The sequence below is a fragment of the Phenylobacterium sp. genome (genome assembly GCF_035309685.1).
Classification (GTDB): Bacteria; Pseudomonadota; Alphaproteobacteria; order Caulobacterales; family Caulobacteraceae; genus Phenylobacterium.
Map to the genome: position 1 here is coordinate 83706 of NZ_DATGEX010000013.1, position 20396 is coordinate 104101.

Here is a 20396-nt window from a genome sequence, read left to right on the forward strand (position 1 = left end):
GAGAAGAGGTCAGCTCGCGCTGAGCTTCATCAGCACCGCGCCCTCGGTGACCTGGGCGCCGAGGCTGACCGACACCTCGTCCACCGTCCCGTCGAAGGGCGCGGTGAGCGCGTGCTCCATCTTCATGGCTTCGAGGACCAGCAGCGGTTGGCCCTTCTTCACCGCCTCGCCCGCCTTGACCGACAGGCCGGTGACCTTGCCGGGCATGGGCGAGCGGATGGCGCCGTCGCCGGCCGCGCCGGCCTCGTCGGCGGCGGGCGGATGGGTGGCAAAGACGAAGGCTTCGCCCGCCTCGAAGACCACGATCTCGTCCTCGTCGGTGAGCAGGACCGAGCGCGGCGCGGCCATGTCGTTGACGGCGCAGACGATGGGCTTGCCGCCCAGGAACAGGCGGGTTGTGGTCTCCGGCGCCGCGTTCAGGCGGAAGCCCGGCAGGTCGCGCCAGGGCGAGGCGTCAGGGGTCAGCGTCTCGTCGACGATCATCGCCGCTTCGGCGGCGGCCGACAGCGCGGCGGGTGAGGGTTCTGGCGCCGCCGCCAGCTCGGCGAGGTTGCGCTCGATGAAGCCGGTGTCGAGGTCGCCGGCGATGAAGTCGGGCGCCTCGAGGCAGCGGGCCAGGAAGCCGGCGTTGGTCTTCACCGGCCACACCTCGACCTCGTCGCAGGCCTCGGCCAGTTCGCTCAGCGCCGCTTCCCGGGTCTCGGCATGCGCGATCAGCTTGGCGATCATCGGATCGTAGAAGGGGGTGACCTCGCCGCCCTCCTCGACTCCGGCGTCGGCGCGCACGGTCGGCGGCAGCTCGAAATGCTCCAGCACGCCGGTCGAGGGCAGGAAGCCGGTCGCCGGGCTCTCCGCATAGAGCCTGGCCTCCACCGCGTGGCCGGCCAGCCCGATCTGATCCTGCGTCAGCGGCAGGGCTTCGCCGGCCGCGACGCGGAACTGCCACTCCACCAGATCGAGGCCGGTGACCATCTCGGTGACCGGGTGCTCCACCTGCAGGCGGGTGTTCATCTCCATGAACCAGATGCGGTCGGGGCGCAGGCCGGCGCTGGCGTCGGCGATGAACTCGATGGTGCCGGCGCCGACGTAGTTCACCGCCCTTGCGGCCTTGACCGCGGCGCCGGTGATCGCGGCGCGGGTCACATCGTCCATGCCGGGCGCGGGCGCTTCCTCGATCACCTTCTGGTGGCGGCGCTGCAGGGAGCAGTCGCGCTCGTAGAGGTGGACGACCCCGCCGTGGCTGTCGCCGAACACCTGCACCTCGATGTGGCGCGGGCGCTGCACATAGGTCTCCAGCAGCACGCGGTCGTCGCCGAACGAGGCGGCCGCCTCGCGCTTGCAGGAGGCGAGCGCGGCGTCGAAGTCGGCGGCCTTCTCGACCTTGCGCATGCCCTTGCCGCCGCCGCCGGCCACCGCCTTGATCAGCACCGGAAAGCCGATCCGCGCGGCCTCCTTCGCCAGCGTGCCTTCAGCCTGGTCCTCGCCCAGATAGCCCGGCGTTACCGGCACCCCGGCCTTGGCCATCAGCGCCTTGGCGGCGTCCTTCAGACCCATGGCGCGGATCGCCGACGACGGCGGGCCGATCCAGATCAGGCCGGCGGCGACAACCGCATCGGCGAAGTCGGCGTTCTCCGACAGGAATCCGTAGCCCGGGTGGATCGCCTCGGCCCCGGTCGCCTTCGCCGCGGCGATGATCTTCTCCGGGACCAGATAGCTCTCGCGTGCGGCGGCCGGGCCGATCAGCACAGCCTGGTCGGCGTCAGCCACATGGGCCGCGCTCGCATCGGCTTCGGAATAGACGGCGACCGTGGCGATCCCCATCCGCCGCGCGGTGGCGAAAACCCGGCGGGCGATCTCGCCACGGTTGGCGACCAGGACGGATTTGAACATCAATGCACCGTGGCCAGGCCGACCAGCAGCAGGCCGACGATCAGGAAGCCGAAGGCCCAGGCCGAGCCGATGAACAGCAGGAACATGCGGATCAGGGTTCCGTACCAGCTGATCCTGTAGGTCGCGCGCATGTGCGCGAAGAGATGGATCGGCGACAGGAACAGCAGCCACGGCCCCCAGCTTGCCACCGTGCCCAGCGCGAACACCACCGACAGCAGGATCCCCTGGAACGACAGGGAGTGCATCGAGAAGATCAGGTGGTCGAAGACGTAGACGTTCTTCTTGAAGACGAAGAGCACGCTCAGGATCAGGGCGGCGATCGGCAGCATGACGATGGCCAGCCGCTCCGCCCACTCCGCCAGGGCCGCCTTGAACGCGTCCGGATTGGCCAACGCCTTGACGATCTGGGCGCGGAGCCACCTTTCCGTGGGCGTCTTGTTGGGCGCCGGCTTGGAGAACTCGGTGCGCATGACCTGTATCACCTTCTGGAAGTCGGCGCGGTCAGCCGCCGACATCCCCTGTGGAGCCTCAGCCTTGTCGAGGGTGATCAAATTGATGTTCGCGCGGTTGGCCTGCAGGTCCAGGCCGCCGGTGAAGAACACCAACAGCACCACCACCAGGAAGATGCGGAACGGCGGCACCTGGGCGGCGCGATGGCCGTCGAGATATTCGCGGGTCAGCCGGCCCGGGCGGAAGATCAGCCGCGGAAAGGTCTTCCACATCCGGCCGTCGAAATCGGTCAGGCCTTCGAGGGCCTCCCAGGTCAGCCGCCAGATGGAGCGATGGTACTTCTCGCCGCGCTGGCCGCAGGCGTAGCACCAGGGTCCGGCCAGCGCGGTGTGGCAGTTGGGGCAGGGCGCGCCGATCGGCAGGCTGTGCTTGGACGCCCGCGCGGCCTCGTGCGCGAGGGTGTCGGCGGTGACCGCTTCGAGAAGGTTGTCGCCCGTGGCCATGGCTACATCCTGAACACGCCGAAGCGCGTTTCCGGAATGGGCGCGTTCAGCGAGGCCGAGATGGACAGGCCCAGGACGTCGCGGGTCTGGACGGGATCGATGATGCCGTCGTCCCACAGGCGCGCGGTGGCGAAATAGGGGTTGCCCTCGTCCTCGTAGCGCTGGCGCACCGGGGCCTTGAAGGCCTCTTCCTCGGCCGGCGTCCATTTGTCGGCGTCGCGGTGGACCGTGGCCAGTACGCTCGCCGCCTGCTCACCGCCCATGACGCTGATCCGGCTGTTGGGCCAGGTCCACAGGAAGCGGGGCGAATAGGCGCGGCCGCACATGCCGTAGTTGCCGGCCCCGAACGAGCCGCCGATCAGGACGGTGAACTTGGGCACCTCGGCGGAGGCCACGGCCGTGACCAGCTTGGCCCCGTCCTTGGCGATGCCGCCGGCTTCGTACTTGCCGCCGACCATGAAGCCCGAGATGTTCTGCAGGAAGATCAGCGGGATCTTCCGCTTGCAGGCGAGCTCGATGAAGTGCGCGCCCTTCAGCGCGCTCTCCGAGAACAGCACCCCGTTGTTGGCCAGGATCGCCACCGGATAGCCCCAGATGCGCGCGAAGCCGCAGACCAGCGTGGTCCCATAGAGCTGCTTGAACTCGTCGAACTCGGAGTTGTCGACGATGCGGGCGATCACCTCATGGACGTCATAGGGCGCGCGCACGTCGGTGGGCACGATGCCGTAGAGCTCCTCGGGATCGAAGGCCGGCGGGCGCGGCTCGGCGATGTCCATGTCGACGCGCTTGGTGGTGTTCAGCCGCGCCACGATGGAGCGGACGATGGAAAGCGCGTCCTCGTCGTCGGCGGCCACATGGTCGACCACGCCGGAGCGGCGGCCATGGGTGTCGGCGCCGCCCAGTTCCTCGGCCGAGATCACCTCGCCGGTGGCGGCCTTCACCAGCGGGGGACCCCCTAAGAAGATCGTGCCCTGGCCGCGGACGATGATGGTCTCGTCGCTCATCGCCGGCACATAGGCGCCGCCGGCGGTGCAGGAGCCCATGACGCAGGCGATCTGGGCGATCCCCTCGGCGCTCATCCGCGCCTGGTTGAAGAAGATGCGCCCGAAGTGCTCGCGGTCGGGGAAGACCTCGGCCTGGTGCGGCAGGTTCGCGCCGCCCGAGTCGACCAGGTAGATGCAGGGCAGGCGGTTCTGCAGGGCGATCTCCTGGGCGCGGAGATGCTTCTTCACCGTCATCGGATAGTAGGCGCCGCCCTTCACCGTGGCGTCGTTGGCGACGATCATGCACTCGCGGCCCGAGACGCGGCCGATGCCGACGATGATGCCTGAGCCTGGCGCCTCGTCGTTGTAGAGGCCGTTGGCGGCCAGCTGGCCGACCTCCAGGAAGGGCGAGCCCGGATCGATCAGCCGCATGACGCGGTCGCGCGGCAGCAGCTTGCCGCGGCTCTCGTGGCGCTTGCGGCTGTCCTCGGACCCGCCGAGCGCCGCCTGGCCGGCGCGTTCGCGCAGTTCGGCGGCGAGTTGGCGGTTGACCTTGGCGTTGGCGGCGTAGGTGACGGACTGGGCGTCGATGGCGCTCGCAAGCTTTCTCATCGACAGCGATCCATCATCAAAACGTCCGTCATCCCGGCCGCAGCGGAGCGGAGAGCCGGGACCCAGGGGCGGATGCAGTGCGGTGGCTCCTGGGTCCCGGATCGGCTCTTCGGCCGTCCGGGATGACACGCGAAGGGGTTTTTCCTCATGCGGTCTTTTCCAGCACGAGGCCCAATTCCGCAATCATCGCCTCGCGCATGGCGAACTTTTGCACCTTGCCGGTGACGGTGGTGGGAAAGCCTTCCACGAATTTGATGTGGCGTGGAATCTTGTAGTGGGCGATCTGGCCCTGGCAGAACGCCCGCACGGCCTCGGCGGTCAGGGCCTCGCCGGGCTTCAGCACGATCCAGGCGCAGAGTTCCTCGCCGTACTTCGGATCGGGGACGCCGATCACCTGCACGTCCTGGATCGCCGGGTGGCGGTAGAGGTACTCCTCGACCTCGCGCGGATAGACGTTCTCGCCGCCGCGGATGACCATGTCCTTGATGCGGCCCACGATGTTGCCGCAGCCGTCGGCGTCGAGGGTGGCGAGGTCGCCGGTGTGCATCCAGCCGGCCGAATCCAGCGCCTCGGCCGTCCGCTCGGGATCGTCCCAGTAGCCCAGCATCACCGAATAGCCCCGCGTGCAAAGCTCGCCGGTGGCGCCGCGCGGGGCGACGCGCCCGGCCTCGTCGACGATCTTCACCTCCAGGTGCGGATGGACGTGGCCGACGGTGGCGACGCGGACCTCCAGGCTGTCGTCGGCGCCCGACTGGAAGCTGACCGGCGAGGTCTCCGTCATGCCGTAGGCGATGGTCACCTGCGGCATGTGCATCTTGTCGACCACCTGCTTCATCACCTCGATGGGGCAAGGGGAGCCGGCCATGATGCCGGTGCGCAGGCTGGTCAGGTCGAACTCGCCGAACCGCTCGCAGCCCAGCATGGCGATAAACATGGTCGGCACGCCGTAGAGCGCCGCGCAGGCCTCGGCTTCGACCGCCTCCAGCACCGCCAGCGGATCGAAACCCTCCGACGGATAGACCATGGTGGCCGCATGGGTGACGCAGCCGAGGTTGCCCATCACCATGCCGAAGCAGTGATAGAGCGGCACCGGGATGCAGAGCCGCTCGCCGACCTGCAGGCCGATCGCCTCGGCGACGAAATAGCCGTTGTTGAGGATGTTGTGGTGGCTGAGCGTCGCGCCCTTGGGGAAGCCGGTGGTGCCCGAGGTGAACTGGATGTTGATGGCGTCGTCGAACTGCAGGCCCGCGCCGATCTCGGCCACGCGGGCGGCATCGGCCGGCGTGCCGGCGTCGCAGGCCTGATGGAAGGCGAGGCACCCTTGGTGCGCCTGCTCGCCCAACGTGATCACCAGGCGTAGCGCCGGCAGTCGGGCCGCCTGCAGATCGCCCGGCCGCGCCGCCGACAGTTCGGGCGCCAGCTCGCGCAGCATGTGCAGGTATTCGCTGGTCTTGTGCGCGACGGCCGTGACCAGCGCCTTGCAGCCCACCTTGTTCAGCGCGTACTCGGCCTCGGAGAGGCGGTAGGCCGGGTTGATGTTGACCAGGATCAGGCCGGCCTTCGCCGTGGCGAACTGGGTCACCGCCCACTCGGCGCAGTTGGGCGCCCAGATCCCCACCCGGTCGCCGGGCTCCAGGCCGAGCGCCAGCAGGCCGGCCGCGAGCGCGTCGACCCGCACCTTCATCTGCGCATAGGTCCAGCGGATCTTCTGATGCCGCGAGAGCAGCGCCGGCACATCCGGATGCGCCGCGCACGCCGCATCGAACGCCGCCCCGATGGTCTGGCCCAGCAGAGGCTTGCCGCTCGCGCCGCTGACGTAGCTGAGGTCTGTCACAGGTCTCTCCCCAACGGCGACCCTAGCGCCTTCCAACCCCGTGTCATCCCGGTTCGAACGCCAGCGCCCCGCGCAGTACTGCTAGAATGTTCTTCTTTTGTTCTTGACCTCTCGCCTGCACCGTGAGAACCTTGGCATTCGCGGGACGCCGTCTTGGGCAGCGGCGTCGGGATGAACTTTTCAGTGAAGTTGGAGGGCGAATGCGGCTGTGGTCTGACGGTGAGCTCGATGATGACAGCGACATTTCAAGCTGGATGGCTAAGCGCGCCGGAGATGTCGCGCGGCTGAACGATCCACAGTCGGAGGCGGCGGGCCGTGACGCCTGGGCAGCCGCCACGCAGCGAGGTGCTGACCTTTCGGCCCCGACACCTCTCGATGTGCGGGCGCTGGGCGCGGCGCAACTCGCCTGCGGGAGTCCGCCTTCGAGTTCGCTCGACGAGCTGGTTGAGCGCGCGCGAGCAGTGGGCCGTGGCGCGACGGATGGAGTCTTGTTTGGCTATGGCGACCAAGCCGAAGCGGCGATCGGCAGCGTGCCAGCGCTGTTCACAGGCCAGCCGGTCGGCTCACGCTTTCATCAGCTAGTGCAGGCGGCGCGCGATCAAGATCAGTACGACCAAATTCATTATCCTTTGTCACGAGGACTGGGAGAGGCAGGCGGAACGGCTCTGGATATTCTCGCGACTGACGGAGCTGCGGCGACGATCGCTCCGCGGCTGGCAACGACGGCCGTGCGGGCGATGCCCGCGCTTTCCAATGCAACTCGTGCGAGGGTGGCCCTGGGAGGTGCAGCGCTAGGAGTTGTAGGCCAAGGCGCTACGGATGTGCTTTCGCACCATCCGTCCGGCTGGCGTGACTATGTCGGCGCTGCGGCAGGTGGCGGCGCGATGGCGGCGAGCGGCGGCCGCCTTCGGCCGGTCCCGACCGCAGCCTTGGGGGCGGGCGTCACGTCCACCTTGGATGGACTGCTCAATCGAGATTTTGATTCCGAGAACGTAGGCCATTCGATGGTAGCCGGCGGCGGCTTTGGCGGCGTCGGGCAGCTTGCCGGCGAATACTGGAGCAACGGATTGCGACCTTGGCAGAAGGGTAAGCTCGGAGAGGCGCTTTCCGACGCGAAGTCGTTCTTTGAAGGAAATCCGACCGCGGAAAGGCAAGTACCCCGGAGCCTGAGCGGCGGTGGCAGGACGATCCTGGACAGCACATTGGTCGATGGACCTGTTGAAGCCACCGAGTCGAAGTTCGGACCGTGGGCTCGCCCAACGCCAAACCAACTCCGATACCAGGCCCAAAATCCCGGCACAGTGCGGAATGACCATTGGATGCCGCCCCATGTCGGTCAGATTGCAGGTCAGGGACTCTCGGCACTGGGCCTTCCTGCTGTGGATTGGGCGGATCCAAATCGGCGGGCCCCATGGCAATAGTTCGGTCGTCTGGAAGGGAGACGTGAATGGGACGCTCGAATTCGTGGATCGCCATTCGGGGCCTCGATCGCTCGGAGGTCGCCCGAAGGCTTGGCTGCGAGGAAACGGAAAGGACCGCGGGTTGGGGTGGCGCTGAGCTGTCGCTGGGCGACATGGGCAACGGCTGGCTGGTCGTGCGAAACATCAGGTTCGACTATCCGACGCTGGAGCTGATGCAGAGGTTGTCGGCGGGCGCGGAGGCCCTTGCCTGTCAGGTCGAAGAGCACGTCATGGTGAGCGTCGCCCGCGGCTTTCACGATGGGGCGGAGACCTGGTCGGCCACCCACAATCCCGAGCACGGGTTCACCAACCTCGCCGTGGAAGGATCTCCTCCCGCGGAGCTGGCGGGCATCAGACAGGATTTGCACCAGAAGCAAGAAGCAGAGGGCGAAGATCCCGAGGTCGACTGGATGTTTGACGCCGGTCCAGAAATCGTGGCGGCGTTGAGCGGGTATCGCGACGACCATGAGCAAGGGATCGTATTTGTCGCCTTGGAAGGGGTGCGGCCGCCGAAGGTGCCCGGTTTATTCCAGCGGCTCTTCGGGAGAAAGTAGCTCTGCGGACCTCGTCCTCCTGACGTGCGGGGCCTTGGGTCCCAGACAAGCGCGCGCTTTCCGGGATGACAGTGAAAGGGGCAGGCGCCAGAGATGCGCCTGTGCCTACCCAGACCTTCCCCGAAATCCGCGAGGCTGTCGGCCGGCTTTGCGCGCGGTTCCCCGGCGCCTATTGGCGGGCGCTGGACCGGGAGCGGCAGTATCCGACCGAATTCGTCCGGGCGCTCACCGAAGCCGGCTTCCTCTCGGTGCTGATCCCGGAGGCCTACGGCGGCTCGGGCCTGGGGCTCGGCGCCGCGACCGCGGTGCTGGAGGAGATCCATCGCTCCGGCGGCAACGGCGGCGCGTGCCACGCGCAGATGTACACCATGGGCGTGGTGCTGCGGCACGGCAGCCCGGCGCAGAAAGAGGCCTATCTGCCGAAGATCGCCTCGGGGGAACTGCGGCTGCAGGCCTTCGGCGTCACCGAGCCCGACGCCGGCACCGACACCACGCGGATCACCACCTTCGCGCGGCGCGACGGCGACGACTACGTGGTCAGCGGCAAGAAGCTGTGGATCAGCCGCGCCGAGCATTCCGACCTGATGGTGCTGCTCTGCCGCACCACGGCGCGGGCGGACGCGGCCAAGCCCTCGGATGGGATGAGCGTGCTGCTGGTGGATATGCGCGCCGCGGTGGGGAACGGCCTGACGATCCGCCCGGTCCGCACCATGCTGAACCACGCCACGACCGAGTTGTTCTTCGAGGATCTGCGCGTGCCGGCGGCCAACCTGATCGGCGAGGCGGGCAAGGGCTTCCGCTACATCCTCGACGGCATGAACGCCGAACGCATCCTGATCGCGGCGGAGTGCATCGGCGACGCCAAGTTCTTCATCGACCGCGCGAGCGCCTACGCGCGCGAGCGGCAGGTGTTCGGCCGCGCCATCGGCGAGAACCAGGGCGTGCAGTTTCCGATCGCCCGGGCCTTCGTGCAGATGACCGCCGCCAGCCATATGGTCGACCACGCCGCCGCCCTGTTCGAGGCCGGCCACCCCTGCGGGACCGAGGCCAACATGGCCAAGCTCACAGCGTCGGAGGCCAGTTGGTACGCCGCCGACATGTGCGTCCAGACCCACGGCGGCTTCGGCTTCGCCGAGGAATATGACATCGAGCGCAAGTTCCGCGAGACCCGCCTCTACCAGGTGGCGCCGATCTCCACGAACCTCATCCTCAGCCACGTGGCCACCCACGTGTTGGACCTGCCGAAGAGCTTTTGAACATGCCCGAGACGATCAAGCTGACCGACCCCGCGCCGGGCGTGGCGATGGTGGCGTTCAACCGGCCGGAGGTCGCCAACGCGCTCTCGACCCAGATGGGCATGGAGCTGCTGGAGGCGTGGACCTCGCTGCACGATCGCGCGGACCTGCGCTGCGTGATCCTGACCGGCGAGGGCAAGCACTTCCAGGCCGGCGCCGACCTGAAGGAACGCAACGGCATGACCGACGAGGCCTGGGCCGAGCAGCACAAGGTCTTCGAGGCCATGGCCCGCGCTCAGCTCGCCGTCCCCGTGCCGGTGATCGCGGCGGTGAACGGCGCGGCCATGGGCGGCGGCTGCGAGATGACGCTCTTGTCCGACTTCGCCTATGCCGCCGACACCGCCCGCTTCGGCCTGCCGGAGGTGACGCTGGGCATCATGCCGGGCCTGGGCGGCACCCAGCTGCTCACCCGCCAGGCCGGCGAGCGCCGGGCGCTGGAGATCCTGGTCTCCGGCCGGCCGCTCTCCGCCCAGGAGGCGCTGGAGGCGGGCATCGTCAACCGCGTGGTCCCGGCCGCCGAGCTGATGGAGGCGGTGCTGGAGACCGCACGCCGCATCGCCGCCAACGCCCCGCTCTCGGTCCGCACGCTCAAGCGCGTGGTCCACGAGGGCCACGGCCAGGATCTGGCCGCGGCCATGGAGATGGAGCTCTCCGGCTACAACCGCCTCTTCAAGACCGCCGACCGCCGCGAGGGCGTCGCCAGCTTCAACGAGAAGCGCACGCCGGCCTTCAAGGGCGACTAGCCCTTCGTCCGGTAGTCCCCGAACGCGCCATCGCGGGCGTCGAGCGCCTGGGATACGCCGTCGGCGAACCTGGCGAAGGTCTCCCGCGAGCTCTCGGTGGTCAGCGCCAGCGCCTGGATCTCGGCGCCGGCGCGGAGGGCGGCGCGCAGCCCCATGATCTCCATGGCGCGGTGGACGGAGCGCTTGTTCATCTGCTGCACGTCGGTGGGAATCTTGGCCACGCGCTCAGCCATCGCCAGCACTTCGGCTTCCAGCCGGTCGGCCGGGAAGGCGCGGTTGGCGAAGCCCACGCGGACAGCTTCCACGCCATCGATGGCGTCGCCGGTCAGCATCATCTCCATGGCTGGGCGCAGGCCGCAGAGCCATGGGTGAAACTGGTTGTCCGGCGGGCTCATCATCCTGACGGGCGGGTAGCCGATCTGGGCGTCCTCGGCGACGTAGACCAGGTCGCACGCGGTCCCCAGCTCCGAGCCGCCGGCCAGGCACCAGCCGTGAACCTGGCCGATCACCGGCTTGGCGAGGTCCCAGACCCGGAAGCAGCCCTCGACCACGTGCCGCGACCAGTGGCCGGCGCCGGCCGCGGTATGGAACGGATAGGGTGGCGCGGCCCCGCCGCCCAGGTCGTAGCCGGCCGAGAAGCAGGAGCCGGCGCCCCGCAGGATCGTCACCCGAACCTGCGGGTCGGTGTCGGCGGCCTCCAGGGCGGCGAACACCTGCGCCCGCAAGTCGTTGGAGAGGGCGTTGCGCTTCTCCGGCCGGTTCAGCGTCAGGCGGCGCACGAAGGGCGCGGGATCGTCGGTCAGCAGGATGTCGGACATGGGCGTTCCTTAACTTGGCGCGAGCTTGGGCGCGGAATAGCCTCGCCGCCAAGCCTCTGAGGATGTGAACGCTATGAACGCCACCGCCAAGATCGCCTCGGCCGCCGCCCTGATGCTGGCGCTTGCCCTCCCCGCCGCCGGCCCTGCTCAGGCCAAGGGGTGCCTGAAGGGCGCGGTGGTGGGCGGCGTCGCCGGCCACGTCGTCGGCCATCACGCCGTCCTGGGCGCGGCGGCCGGCTGCGTCGTGGGCCACCACCTCGCCCATAAGAAAGAGGTCGAGCAGCGCCGCGAGGCCCAGGCTCAGGCCCAGCAACAGGCGCCCGCGCGCCACTAGGTCGACCCCGTTCCGCCTGACGGAACGCGAGCTTCCGCCGGTTGCCGCGTGCGTAAAGCGCACGCACAGTGCCCCCGCGGACTTGAGGCGCAGTCCGTCAAGGAGAGGCGGTGACAGACGGGCCAAACGCCCGCGACTCGTCGCAGCGGCTGTTCAGCATCGCCGCCGCCGGCCCGCTGGCCGGCGGCGCTCTCTATTCTAGTTGGAGGCGAGACCGGTCGGGGCGGCCGGTACTGAACGCGTGGCCGCCCCTGGCAAGACGCCGGAGCCCTCGACGGGTTCGGCTAAGTGCGTAACTCCACATAGCCGGTTCGCACCGCCGGGACACTACGGGGTCCTACGGATGAGACGTTCTGACTCAGGGTGAAGCTTGGGGCGCCCCGCGGAACGGGCTACTCAAGGCCGGCCATGAAGATGCCGCTGCCCGATCCCGCCCTGATCGCCCGCAAGGCCGAGATCGTGCGCGCCCTGCAGCGGCTGGTCCCGGGCGAGGGCGTGATCGGCGACCCCGCCGGCCTGGTTCCCTTCCAGTCCGATGGCCTCTCCGCCTACCGCCAGACGCCGCTGGCGGTGGTGTTGCCGGAGACGGTGGAGCAGGTCTGCGCCGTGCTGGCCTGGTGCCAGGCGAACGGCGTCAAGGTGGTGCCGCGGGGCGCCGGGACCTCGTTGTCGGGCGGGGCCCTGCCGCTGACCGACGGCATCGTGCTGGGCATGGCCAAGTTCAACCGTGTGCTGGAGATCGACTACGCCAACCGCTGCGCGGTGGTGCAGCCCGGCGTGACCAACCTCGCCATCACCGCCGCGGTCGAGGCGGACGGCTTCTACTACGCGCCCGACCCGTCGAGCCAGATCGCCTGCACCATCGGCGGCAACGTGGCGGAGAACTCCGGCGGGGTGCACTGCCTGAAGTACGGCCTGACCACCAACAACCTGCTCGGCTGCGAGATCGTGCTGATGAGCGGCGAGGTGGTGCGTCTGGGCGGCAAGGGCCTGGACGCGGCGGGCTACGACCTGCCGGGCGTGGTGACGGGGTCGGAAGGCTTGCTGGGCGTAGTCACGGAAGTGACCGTCCGCCTACTGACGAAGCCGCAGACGGCGCGGGCCATGCTGCTGGGCTTTCCCAGCGTCGAGGCGGCGGGCGGCGCGGTCGGCGACATCATCGCGGCCGGCGTGATCCCCGCGGGCATGGAGATGATGGACAGGCCGGCCATCGCCGCGGCCGAGGCCTTTGTCCACGCCGGCTATCCGATGGACTGCGAGGCCCTGCTGATCGTCGAGCTGGACGGGCCCGAAGCGGAGTGCGCCGAGCTTTCCGCCCATGTGGCGGACCTGGCGCTGGCGCGCGGCGCCACGACGATCCGCACGTCGGCGAGCGAGGCGGAGCGGCTGAGCTTCTGGGCGGGGCGCAAGGCGGCCTTTCCGGCGGTTGGGCGCATCTCGCCGGACTACTATTGCATGGATGGCACCATCCCGCGGCGACAGCTGCCCTATGTGCTGAGCGCCATCACCCAGATGGGCCTGGAGTATGGCCTGGGCGTCGCCAACGTCTTCCACGCCGGCGACGGCAACCTGCACCCCCTGATCCTCTACGACGCCGACCAGCCGGGACAGCTGGAGGCCGCCGAGGCCTTCGGGGCCGACATCCTCAAGCTCTGCGTCGCGGTCGGCGGGGTGCTGACCGGCGAGCATGGCGTGGGCGTCGAGAAGCGCGACCTGATGGGCGAGATGTTCAGCGAGACCGACCTGGCGGCCCAGCAGCGGTTGAAGTGCGCCTTCGACCCCGACCTGCTGCTCAACCCCGGCAAGGTGTTCCCGCGCCTGCACCGCTGCGCCGAACTGGGCCGGGTGCATGTGCATCGCGGCGCCGTCGCCTTTCCCGATCTCCCGCGGTTCTAGGGTGCTGGACCTGGCCGCCCGGACCTGGACACCGAAGACCGCCGCCGAGGTCGCGGAGATCGTCGCCGGCGCCGGCGGAGCCGGTCGCGCCCTGGAGATCGTCGGCGGCGGGACCAAGCGCGGGATTGGCGGCGGGCCGGCGGCCGATGGGGTGCTGAGCCTGGCGAGCCTTTCCAAGGTCATCGACTATGCGCCGGAGGAACTGGTGCTGACCGCCCAGCCGGGCGTCACGCTGGCCGCGCTGGAGAAGCTGGTGGCCGCACAGGCGCAGATGCTGCCCTTCGAGCCGCCGCATCTGGCTAAGCTGCTGGGCGCCAAAGGCCGGCCGACGCTCGGCGGCGCGTTGGCGGCCAACCTCTCGGGCCCGCGCCGCATCCGGGCCGGCGCCGCGCGCGACCACTTCCTGGGGCTGGAGGCGGTGACCGGCCGCGGCGAGCTGATCAAGGCCGGCGGCAAGGTGGTCAAGAACGTCACCGGCTATGACCTCAGCAAGCTGATGGCCGGCTCCTGGGGGACGCTGGCGGTGCTGACCGAGGTCACCATCAAGGTGCTGCCCGCGGCGCGGACCGAGACGACGCTCTTGCTGTTCGGCCTCGCCGACGCGCGCGCCAACGCGGCCATGGTGGCGGCGATGAACGCCCCGGTCGAGGTTTCCGGCGCGGCGCACCTGCCGCAGGCCGCGGCGGCGCGGGCCCCGCTGAAGGGCCAGATGGCGGTGACGGCGCTCAGGCTGGAGGGCTTCGCCGCTTCGGTGGCGGCGCGGGCCGATCACCTGGCCGCGGCCCTGAAGGGCTTTGGCCGCGCCGAGCGGCTGGACGCCGGCCACAGCCGCCAGTTCTGGGCCCAGGTCCGCGAGGTCGAGGCCTTCCACAAGGATCCGCGGCCGCTGTGGCGGATCTCCGTCCCGCCGGCGATGGGCGCCAGCGTCGGCGAGGCCGTGGCGGGCGAGGCGCTCTACGACTGGGGCGGCGGCCTCGTCTGGCTGCTCACCGACGCCGAGCCGCAGGGCGTTCGGGCGGCGGTCAAGGCGTTGGGCGGCCACGCTACCGTCTATCGCGGCGATGCGCCGGCCTTCGAGCCGCTGGAAGGGCCGCTGGCGGCGCTCACCGCGCGGGTCAAGGCCGCCTTCGATCCCAAGGGTGTGCTGAACCCCGGCCGGATGGGCGGCGCCTGATGCAAACCGCCTTCACACCCGCCCAGCTCACCGATCCCGATGTCGCCGCCAGCCACGCGGAGATCCGCAAGTGCGTGCACTGCGGCTTCTGCGCGGCGACCTGCCCGACCTACGTCCTGCTGGGCGACGAGCGCGACAGCCCACGCGGGCGGATCGAGCTGATCAAGGCCATGCTGGAGGACGGCGGCGCGCCCGCGGCCTCGACGGTCACCCACGTCGACCGCTGCCTCTCGTGCCTGGCCTGCAAGACCACCTGCCCCTCCGGCGTCGACTACGCCCAGCTGATCGAGCACGGCCGCGCGCACATCGAGACCCACCACCGCCGGCCGCCCGGCGAGCGGCTGCTGCGCTGGGCGATCCCGCGCGTCATGACGCGGCCTCGCCATCTGCGCTTCGCGCTCGCGCTCGGACGCCTGGCGCGGCCGCTGGAGCCGGCGTTCGAGATGCTGAGCTTGGGGTCATTGGCCGCCCTGCTGCGCCTGGTTCCGAAGGCGTCCGCGAAAGCCGCCTCACCCAGGCTGACACCCGCTGAAGGCGCGTCCCGCGGTCGCGTGGCCTTGCTCCAGGGTTGCGTGGAACCGGCCATGGCGCCCGCCATTCGCGCGGCGGCGATCCGGCTGATCGCGCGCACGGGCTATGAGGTGGTGCTGGTCGAGGGCGAGGGCTGCTGCGGGGCGCTTTCCGAGCACCTGGGCCGCGCGGAGGAAGCCGCCAGGCTCGCCGGCGCCAATGTCGCGGCCTGGACCCGAGCCGGACCTTTCGAGGCCATCGTCACCACCGCCGCCGGCTGCGGCACGACGCTGAAGGCCTATGGCCGCCGCCTGCCGGACGATCCTCGGGCGGCCGACACGGCGTCGCGCGCCCGGGACATCCTGGAGTTCATCGCCGAGGTGGGTCTGCCGCCGGTGACCCGGCCCGGCAGGCTGGCCGTCGCCTACCACGCGCCCTGCTCGCTGCAGCACGGCCAGGGGATCAAGACGGGGCCGGCGGAGCTTTTGGCGCAGGCGGGCTTCGAGGTCCGTCCCATCGCCGAGGGTCATCTCTGCTGTGGTTCGGCGGGTGTCTACAACATCCTGCAGCCGGAGCTGGCCGGGCGGCTTCGCGCCCGCAAGGCGGCCAATATCGCGCGCACGGGCGCGGCGGCGGTGGCGGCCGGCAACGTCGGCTGCATCGCCCAGATGGCGCCGGTGGTCAGCCAGCCGGTCATCCACCCGGTCGAGCTCCTGGACTGGGCGACGGGTGGCCCGAAGCCTGCCGGGCTCTGACTCTCAGAACGCCGCGTAGGCGTCCGGGATCGGTCTTTCGCGCGGGATCGGCGCCTCCGCGCCGCCGAGGCCGCCATGCGGACGCCGCGACGTCACGAAGTGATCCCAGTCGGTGGGGCCGTCGCGCCGCGGCCGGGCCGGGCGGCGCAGGGTGGAGCGGAGACGGGCGAGGAGGTGCTCGAGCGTCTCGTCAGATCCCGTCAGGTCGGGTTTGAACTGTCGATCAGCCATGGGGCGCTTCTATACTCCAAGACGGGCTCAAAAGCCACTCGAACAGGTCACAAGGCGGTGAGCAGCTTGGCTGTGGCGCGGCGCGAAACACCTCCGCCGGCGCTGACGTTGCGCTCCTCCCGGCGCCCTCCTAGGGTCGCGGCCGCAAACAGAGGAAATCCCATGAAGCTCCATACCTCGATCGGCCCCAATCCTCGCGTGGTGAAGATGTTCCTGGCCGAAAAGGGGCTGGAAATCCCCTTCGTGACCGTCGACCTGATGGGCGGCGAGAACCGCCGCGAGCCCTATGTGGCCGCGGTCAACCCTGCGGGCCAGACCCCGGCGCTGGAGTTGGACGACGGAAGCTGCGTGACCGAGATCACGGCCATCTGCGAATATATCGACGAGCGCCATCCGAGCCCGCCGCTGATCGGGACGACGGCGGAAGAGCGGGCCGCGACGCGGATGTGGACGCGGCGCGTCGACCTGAAGGTCTGCGAGCCGATGGCCAACGGCTTCCGCTACGCCGAGGGCCTGCGCCTGTTTGAAAGCCGCATGCGGGTCTTGCCCGAGGCCGCGCCCGGCCTGAAGGCCGTCGCCCGCGACGGGCTCGAATGGCTGGAAGGCCACGTCCAGGGCCCGTGGATCGCGGGCGACCGCTTCACCCTGGCCGATGTGCTGCTGTTCTGTTTCCTCGACTTCGGCGCGACGGTCGGCCAGCCGCTGGACCCGGGGTTCGGCAAGCTTACCGCCTGGTTCGAGACCGTGAAGGCTCGCCCCAGCGCGGCGGCCAGCGCCTGATCTTGGTGGAGGTTCGCCACCCATCGGCGGCTCGGGGGTTTCACGCCTGATGCCGGCCCCTACCGCCAAGCCGACCGCCGCCAAGGCCACCGCCGCCGAGATCGCGCGCGAGGACTCCGACGCCCACGCGCCGACCGGGATGCCGGACGGCCTGCCGATCCCGCGGCGCTACTGGTCGGTGGCGGCGATCTGGCTGGCCATGACCATGTCGGTGCTGGACGGCGCCATCGCCAACGTCGCGCTCCCGACCATCGCGCGCGAGTTGCACGCCAGCGCCGCCTCCTCGATCTGGATCGTCAACGCCTATCAGCTGGCGATCACCGTCACCCTCCTGCCGCTGGCGGCGCTGGGCGACCGGCTGGGCTACCGGCGGGTCTACATGGTCGGCCTGGCGGTCTTCACCCTGGGCTCGCTCGGCTGCGCGCTCAGCCACACCCTGCCAACCCTCACCACGGCTCGCGTCCTGCAGGGCCTGGGCGCCGGCGGCATCATGAGCATCAACGCCGCCCTGGTGCGTTTCACCTACCCGAAGAAGTTCCTCGGCCGGGGCATTGGGCTCAACGCCCTGGTGATCTCGGTCTCGGCGGCGCTGGGGCCCACGGTGGCGGCGGCGATCCTGTCGCACTGGTCGTGGGAGTGGCTGTTCGCGATCAATGTGCCGATCGGGGCGCTGGCCATCGCCATCGCCTTTAGGTCCCTGCCGGAGACGGTGGGTTCGAGTCGCAAGTTCGACTGGATCTCGGCGGTGCTGAACGCGCTCACCTTCGGCTTCCTGATCACCGGGGCGGAGAGCATCGCGCGCGAAGGCCTGGCGTCGGGCCTGTCGAAGCTGGCCATCGGCGGCGCGGCCGGCGCGCTGCTCAGCTACCGCGAGCTTCGCCGCGAGGCGCCGCTGGTGCCCTTCGACCTCCTGAAGCTGCCGATCTTCGGCCTGTCGATCGCCACCTCCATCGTCGCCTTCGCCGCCCAGATGATGGCCTATGTCGGCCTGCCCTTCTATTTCCAGACGGTGATGGGCCGTACCGCCGTGGAGACGGGGCTGTTGATGACGCCCTGGCCGCTGGCGGTGGGGATCTCGGCGCCCTTGGCGGGACGCCTTGCCGACCGGCATCGCGCCGGGACGCTGGGCGGCATCGGCCTTGGCGTCTTCGCCATCGGCCTCTTCGCGCTGTCGATCGTGCCGGTCCACGCGGGCAATCTGGACGTCGCCTGGCGCATGGCGGTCTGCGGCCTCGGCTTCGGCTTCTTCCAGTCGCCCAACAACCGCGCCATGGTCACCGCGGCGCCCATGCACCGCTCCGGCGCGGCCGGCGGCGCGCTGGCCACCGCGCGGTTGCTGGGCCAGACGGCGGGCGCGGTGACCACCGCGGTCTTCTTCCACCTGGCCGGGACCTCGGCGACCAAGGCAGCGCTCGCGACCGCGGCCGGGCTCGCCGCCATCGCGGCCTTGGTCAGCCTGTCCCGCCTGGCGCTCGCCCCGCGGCCGCGGCCCGAGCCCCTGGATCGGGCGGACCTGGCCTCCTAGAGCCCTTCCCGCTCACGATGGATCAGCGGGGGCGGGGAAGAACAGGGCCTAGCCGACCAGCCGGCCGTGGCCTGCCCAATAGGGTTCGCGCAGCACGCGGCGCAGCACCTTGTTGGTGGCGTTGCGCGGCAGCGCGTCGATGAAGTCCACGGACTTGGGCGCCTTGTAGCCGGCGATCCGTTCGCGGGCCCAGGCGATCACCGCGTCCTCGCCGATCTCCGCGCCCGGCGCCCTGACCACGATGGCCTTCACCGCCTCGCCCCAGCGCGCGTCCGGCACCCCGATCACCGCGGCGTCGGCCACGCCGGGGCAGCCCAGGATCGCGTTCTCCACCTCGGCCGGATAGACGTTCTCGCCGCCCGAGACGATCATGTCCTTCACCCGGTCGTGGACGAAGAAATAGCCGTCGTCGTTGCGGTAGCCGGCGTCCCCGGTCTTGAGCCAGCCCTCTGGGGTGATGGTCTCGGCGGTGGCCTCCGGACGGTTCCAGTAGCCGGACATCACCGCCGGGCCGCGGACCTGGATCTCGCCCACCTCGCCAGGCGCGACCTCCTCGCCGTCGTCGCCCGCGATCCGCACCTCATGCGTCGCCCAGGATTTCCCGCAGGAGCGCAGCAGGTGCGGCTGGTGGTGGTCGTCGTGCAGCACGGTTCCGGCGGCGTTGGTCTCGGTCATGCCGAACACCTGGGTGAAGCGGCACCCGAAGCGTGCGCGCGCGGCGGTCAGCACGGCCTCGCTGATCGGCGAGGCGCCATAGACCAGACTCTTGAGGCTGGAGAAATCGGTGGTCGCGCAGTCAGGGTGCTGCAGCAGCATGTTGATCATCGCCGGCACGAAGCCGGTGCGTGTGGCCCCCTCGCTCTCCAGGATCTTCAGCACCAGCGGCGGATCGAAGGCCGGGATCACCACCAGCTTGGCGCCGCCCGCGAGCGCGGTGAGGTCCGGGTTCATGCCGCCCACATGGAATAGCGGCATGCAGGAGACGAAGACGTCGTCCGGCGTGTTGTTCATACCCTCGAAGGTCATGGCCGGACCGAGGAACGCCTCCATGTTGGCGTTGGTGATCCGCACGCCCTTGGGCAGACCCGTGGTGCCGGAGGTGTAGAGCTGCACCACATCGTCGGCGGGCTGCGGCTCGCGGGCCGGGCCGGACGCCGCGTCCCTTTGGGCCGGGTAGTGGTCGAGACCGGTCGCCGGCGCATCGACGGTGAAGATGCGGATCGGCCGGCTGATCTGGGCGGTCGCCGCCTGAGCCGCCGCCAGCAAGTCGGCGGTCACGAAAATCAGATCGGCCGTGGAGTCGTCCAGGATGAAGGCGATTTCGCCGATGGCGAGCCGGTTGTTGATCGGTGCGAAGCAGGCGCGCGCCAGACAGCAGCCGAACAGCAGCTCGAAGAAGGTCTCGTGGCTGCGGCCCAGCCACGCCACCCGCTGGCCGGGCTGGACGCCCGCGCCGATCAAGAGGGCCGCGGCCTTGCGGCTGTTGGCGTCGAGCTCGCCGTAGGTCAGCCGCCCGTCCCCGCATTGGACGGCGATCGCGTCGCTGCGCTCGGCGGCCTGCCGGCGGGGGATGTCGGAGAGGACGCGGATCGCGGGGCTCATGGCCGAAGTGCTAGCGTATCGCCGTTCGCCCGCCAATCGCGGTGAAGCTTGCCGCCAAAGCTTTCAGGGCGAGCTTGTCAGTGAAGCTTCAGCCGCACGAAGGCCATGGCGCCGTGCGGCTCGGTGCTCCCATAGGCCGACTTCAGCGCGCCGGGCACGAAATCCAGCGCGTAGAGGCCGCCCAGGCCGAACAGCAGATGATCGCCCACCGGCCAGTCACGGATCGCGCCCAGGCTCACCTTGCCGACGGTGAAGGCCGGCCCGTGGGCGGCGCCTGCGGGCGGCGCGACGAGCTCATCATTGTCCAGCCGCTCTGCGCGGCCGAACACCGTCCAGGCCGGGTTCGGCTTGACCGCGCTTTCCAGCACCCAGGCGTCGAGGTCAGTTCCCAGGCTGGACCGCCGGCCCCAGGCCGCGGTGGTCGACCACCAGCCACGGTCGCCGAAC

At 69.9% G+C, this 20396-nt stretch carries 17 protein-coding genes and 2 pseudogenes; 11 read left to right on the plus strand and 8 right to left on the minus strand.

The features are described from left to right. Positions 1-9 precede the first annotated feature (9 nt). Genes VKQ35_RS03185 through VKQ35_RS03195 form a run of 3 tightly spaced genes read right to left on the minus strand, consistent with a single transcriptional unit; the run spans position 10 to position 4438 of the window. Positions 10-1890, minus strand: a complete 1881-nt coding sequence (locus VKQ35_RS03185) for an acetyl/propionyl/methylcrotonyl-CoA carboxylase subunit alpha (protein WP_324358607.1) — start codon at positions 1888-1890, stop codon at positions 10-12. After that, positions 1890-2843, minus strand: coding sequence for a DUF3667 domain-containing protein (locus tag VKQ35_RS03190; RefSeq protein WP_324358608.1), 954 nt, complete (start codon positions 2841-2843; stop codon positions 1890-1892). Before VKQ35_RS03190 ends, VKQ35_RS03185 begins: the two co-directional genes overlap by 1 nt. Before the next feature lie 2 nt (positions 2844-2845). Beyond that, the gene (locus VKQ35_RS03195) at positions 2846-4438 is read right to left on the minus strand and encodes a carboxyl transferase domain-containing protein (RefSeq protein WP_324358609.1); all 1593 of its coding nucleotides are present in this window, start codon (positions 4436-4438) and stop codon (positions 2846-2848) included. Between the two features lie 26 nt (positions 4439-4464). On the opposite strand from VKQ35_RS03195, the pseudogene VKQ35_RS22020 reads away from it, so the two are divergent. Continuing rightward, positions 4465-4568, plus strand: a pseudogene (locus VKQ35_RS22020) (hypothetical protein); the annotation flags it as partial. A gap of 15 nt (positions 4569-4583) precedes the next feature. Here VKQ35_RS22020 and VKQ35_RS03200 read toward each other — a convergent pair. After that, on the minus strand, positions 4584-6272 hold the full coding sequence (locus tag VKQ35_RS03200; protein WP_324358610.1) for an AMP-binding protein: 1689 nt from the start codon (positions 6270-6272) through the stop codon (positions 4584-4586). A gap of 200 nt (positions 6273-6472) precedes the next feature. Here VKQ35_RS03200 and VKQ35_RS03205 point away from each other — a divergent pair, with 200 nt between their 5' ends. From VKQ35_RS03205 to VKQ35_RS03220, 4 genes are all read left to right on the plus strand, one after another. After that, entirely contained in the window at positions 6473-7693 is a 1221-nt protein-coding gene (locus VKQ35_RS03205) for a hypothetical protein (RefSeq protein WP_324358611.1), read from the plus strand. A 26-nt stretch (positions 7694-7719) separates the two neighbouring features. After that, complete coding sequence (locus VKQ35_RS03210; protein ID WP_324358612.1) at positions 7720-8286, plus strand: hypothetical protein; 567 nt, start codon at positions 7720-7722, stop codon at positions 8284-8286. A 101-nt stretch (positions 8287-8387) separates the two neighbouring features. Next, a complete protein-coding gene (locus VKQ35_RS03215) occupies positions 8388-9542 on the plus strand; it encodes an acyl-CoA dehydrogenase family protein (protein ID WP_324358613.1) in 1155 nt (384 codons plus the stop codon). A gap of 2 nt (positions 9543-9544) precedes the next feature. Further along, on the plus strand, positions 9545-10324 hold the full coding sequence (locus VKQ35_RS03220; RefSeq protein WP_324358614.1) for an enoyl-CoA hydratase/isomerase family protein: 780 nt from the start codon (positions 9545-9547) through the stop codon (positions 10322-10324). On the opposite strand, the gene VKQ35_RS03225 is transcribed toward VKQ35_RS03220, so the two are convergent. Then, the gene (locus VKQ35_RS03225; RefSeq protein WP_324358615.1) at positions 10321-11142 is read right to left on the minus strand and encodes an enoyl-CoA hydratase-related protein; all 822 of its coding nucleotides are present in this window, start codon (positions 11140-11142) and stop codon (positions 10321-10323) included. The genes VKQ35_RS03220 and VKQ35_RS03225 overlap by 4 nt on opposite strands. 73 nt (positions 11143-11215) lie before the next feature. Here VKQ35_RS03225 and VKQ35_RS03230 point away from each other — a divergent pair, with 73 nt between their 5' ends. The 4 genes from VKQ35_RS03230 (at position 11216) to glcF (ending at position 15811) form a co-directional block, all read left to right on the plus strand. Then, positions 11216-11476, plus strand: coding sequence for a hypothetical protein (locus tag VKQ35_RS03230; RefSeq protein WP_324358616.1), 261 nt, complete (start codon positions 11216-11218; stop codon positions 11474-11476). Between the two features lie 408 nt (positions 11477-11884). After that, positions 11885-13372 (plus strand): FAD-linked oxidase C-terminal domain-containing protein, encoded by a 1488-nt coding sequence (locus VKQ35_RS03235; protein ID WP_324358617.1) that lies wholly within the window; start codon positions 11885-11887, stop codon positions 13370-13372. 1 nt (position 13373) lies between these two features. Next, positions 13374-14546 carry a glycolate oxidase subunit GlcE gene (glcE, locus tag VKQ35_RS03240; RefSeq protein WP_324358618.1) on the plus strand — a complete coding sequence of 391 codons (1173 nt, stop codon included), beginning with the start codon at positions 13374-13376 and terminating at the stop codon, positions 14544-14546. Continuing rightward, positions 14546-15811: a glycolate oxidase subunit GlcF gene (gene glcF, locus VKQ35_RS03245; RefSeq protein ID WP_324358619.1), complete on the plus strand. Its 1266-nt coding sequence runs from the start codon at positions 14546-14548 to the stop codon at positions 15809-15811. The genes glcE and glcF overlap by 1 nt, the downstream gene beginning before the upstream one ends. 3 nt (positions 15812-15814) lie before the next feature. Here the strand turns inward: glcF and VKQ35_RS03250 are convergent, their stop codons facing one another. Continuing rightward, positions 15815-16042, minus strand: a complete 228-nt coding sequence (locus tag VKQ35_RS03250) for a hypothetical protein (protein WP_324358620.1) — start codon at positions 16040-16042, stop codon at positions 15815-15817. A 162-nt stretch (positions 16043-16204) separates the two neighbouring features. Between VKQ35_RS03250 and VKQ35_RS03255 the strand changes: the two genes are divergently transcribed. Next, the gene (locus tag VKQ35_RS03255; RefSeq protein ID WP_324358621.1) at positions 16205-16822 is read left to right on the plus strand and encodes a glutathione S-transferase family protein; all 618 of its coding nucleotides are present in this window, start codon (positions 16205-16207) and stop codon (positions 16820-16822) included. A 49-nt stretch (positions 16823-16871) separates the two neighbouring features. Next, positions 16872-18347 (plus strand): MFS transporter, encoded by a 1476-nt coding sequence (locus VKQ35_RS03260; protein ID WP_324358622.1) that lies wholly within the window; start codon positions 16872-16874, stop codon positions 18345-18347. A 48-nt stretch (positions 18348-18395) separates the two neighbouring features. Here the strand turns inward: VKQ35_RS03260 and VKQ35_RS03265 are convergent, their stop codons facing one another. Together VKQ35_RS03265 and VKQ35_RS03270 are read right to left on the minus strand one after the other, a co-directional pair. Beyond that, positions 18396-19949 carry a long-chain-fatty-acid--CoA ligase gene (locus VKQ35_RS03265; protein WP_324358623.1) on the minus strand — a complete coding sequence of 518 codons (1554 nt, stop codon included), beginning with the start codon at positions 19947-19949 and terminating at the stop codon, positions 18396-18398. Between the two features lie 77 nt (positions 19950-20026). After that, positions 20027-20396, minus strand: a pseudogene (locus VKQ35_RS03270) (hypothetical protein); the annotation flags it as partial.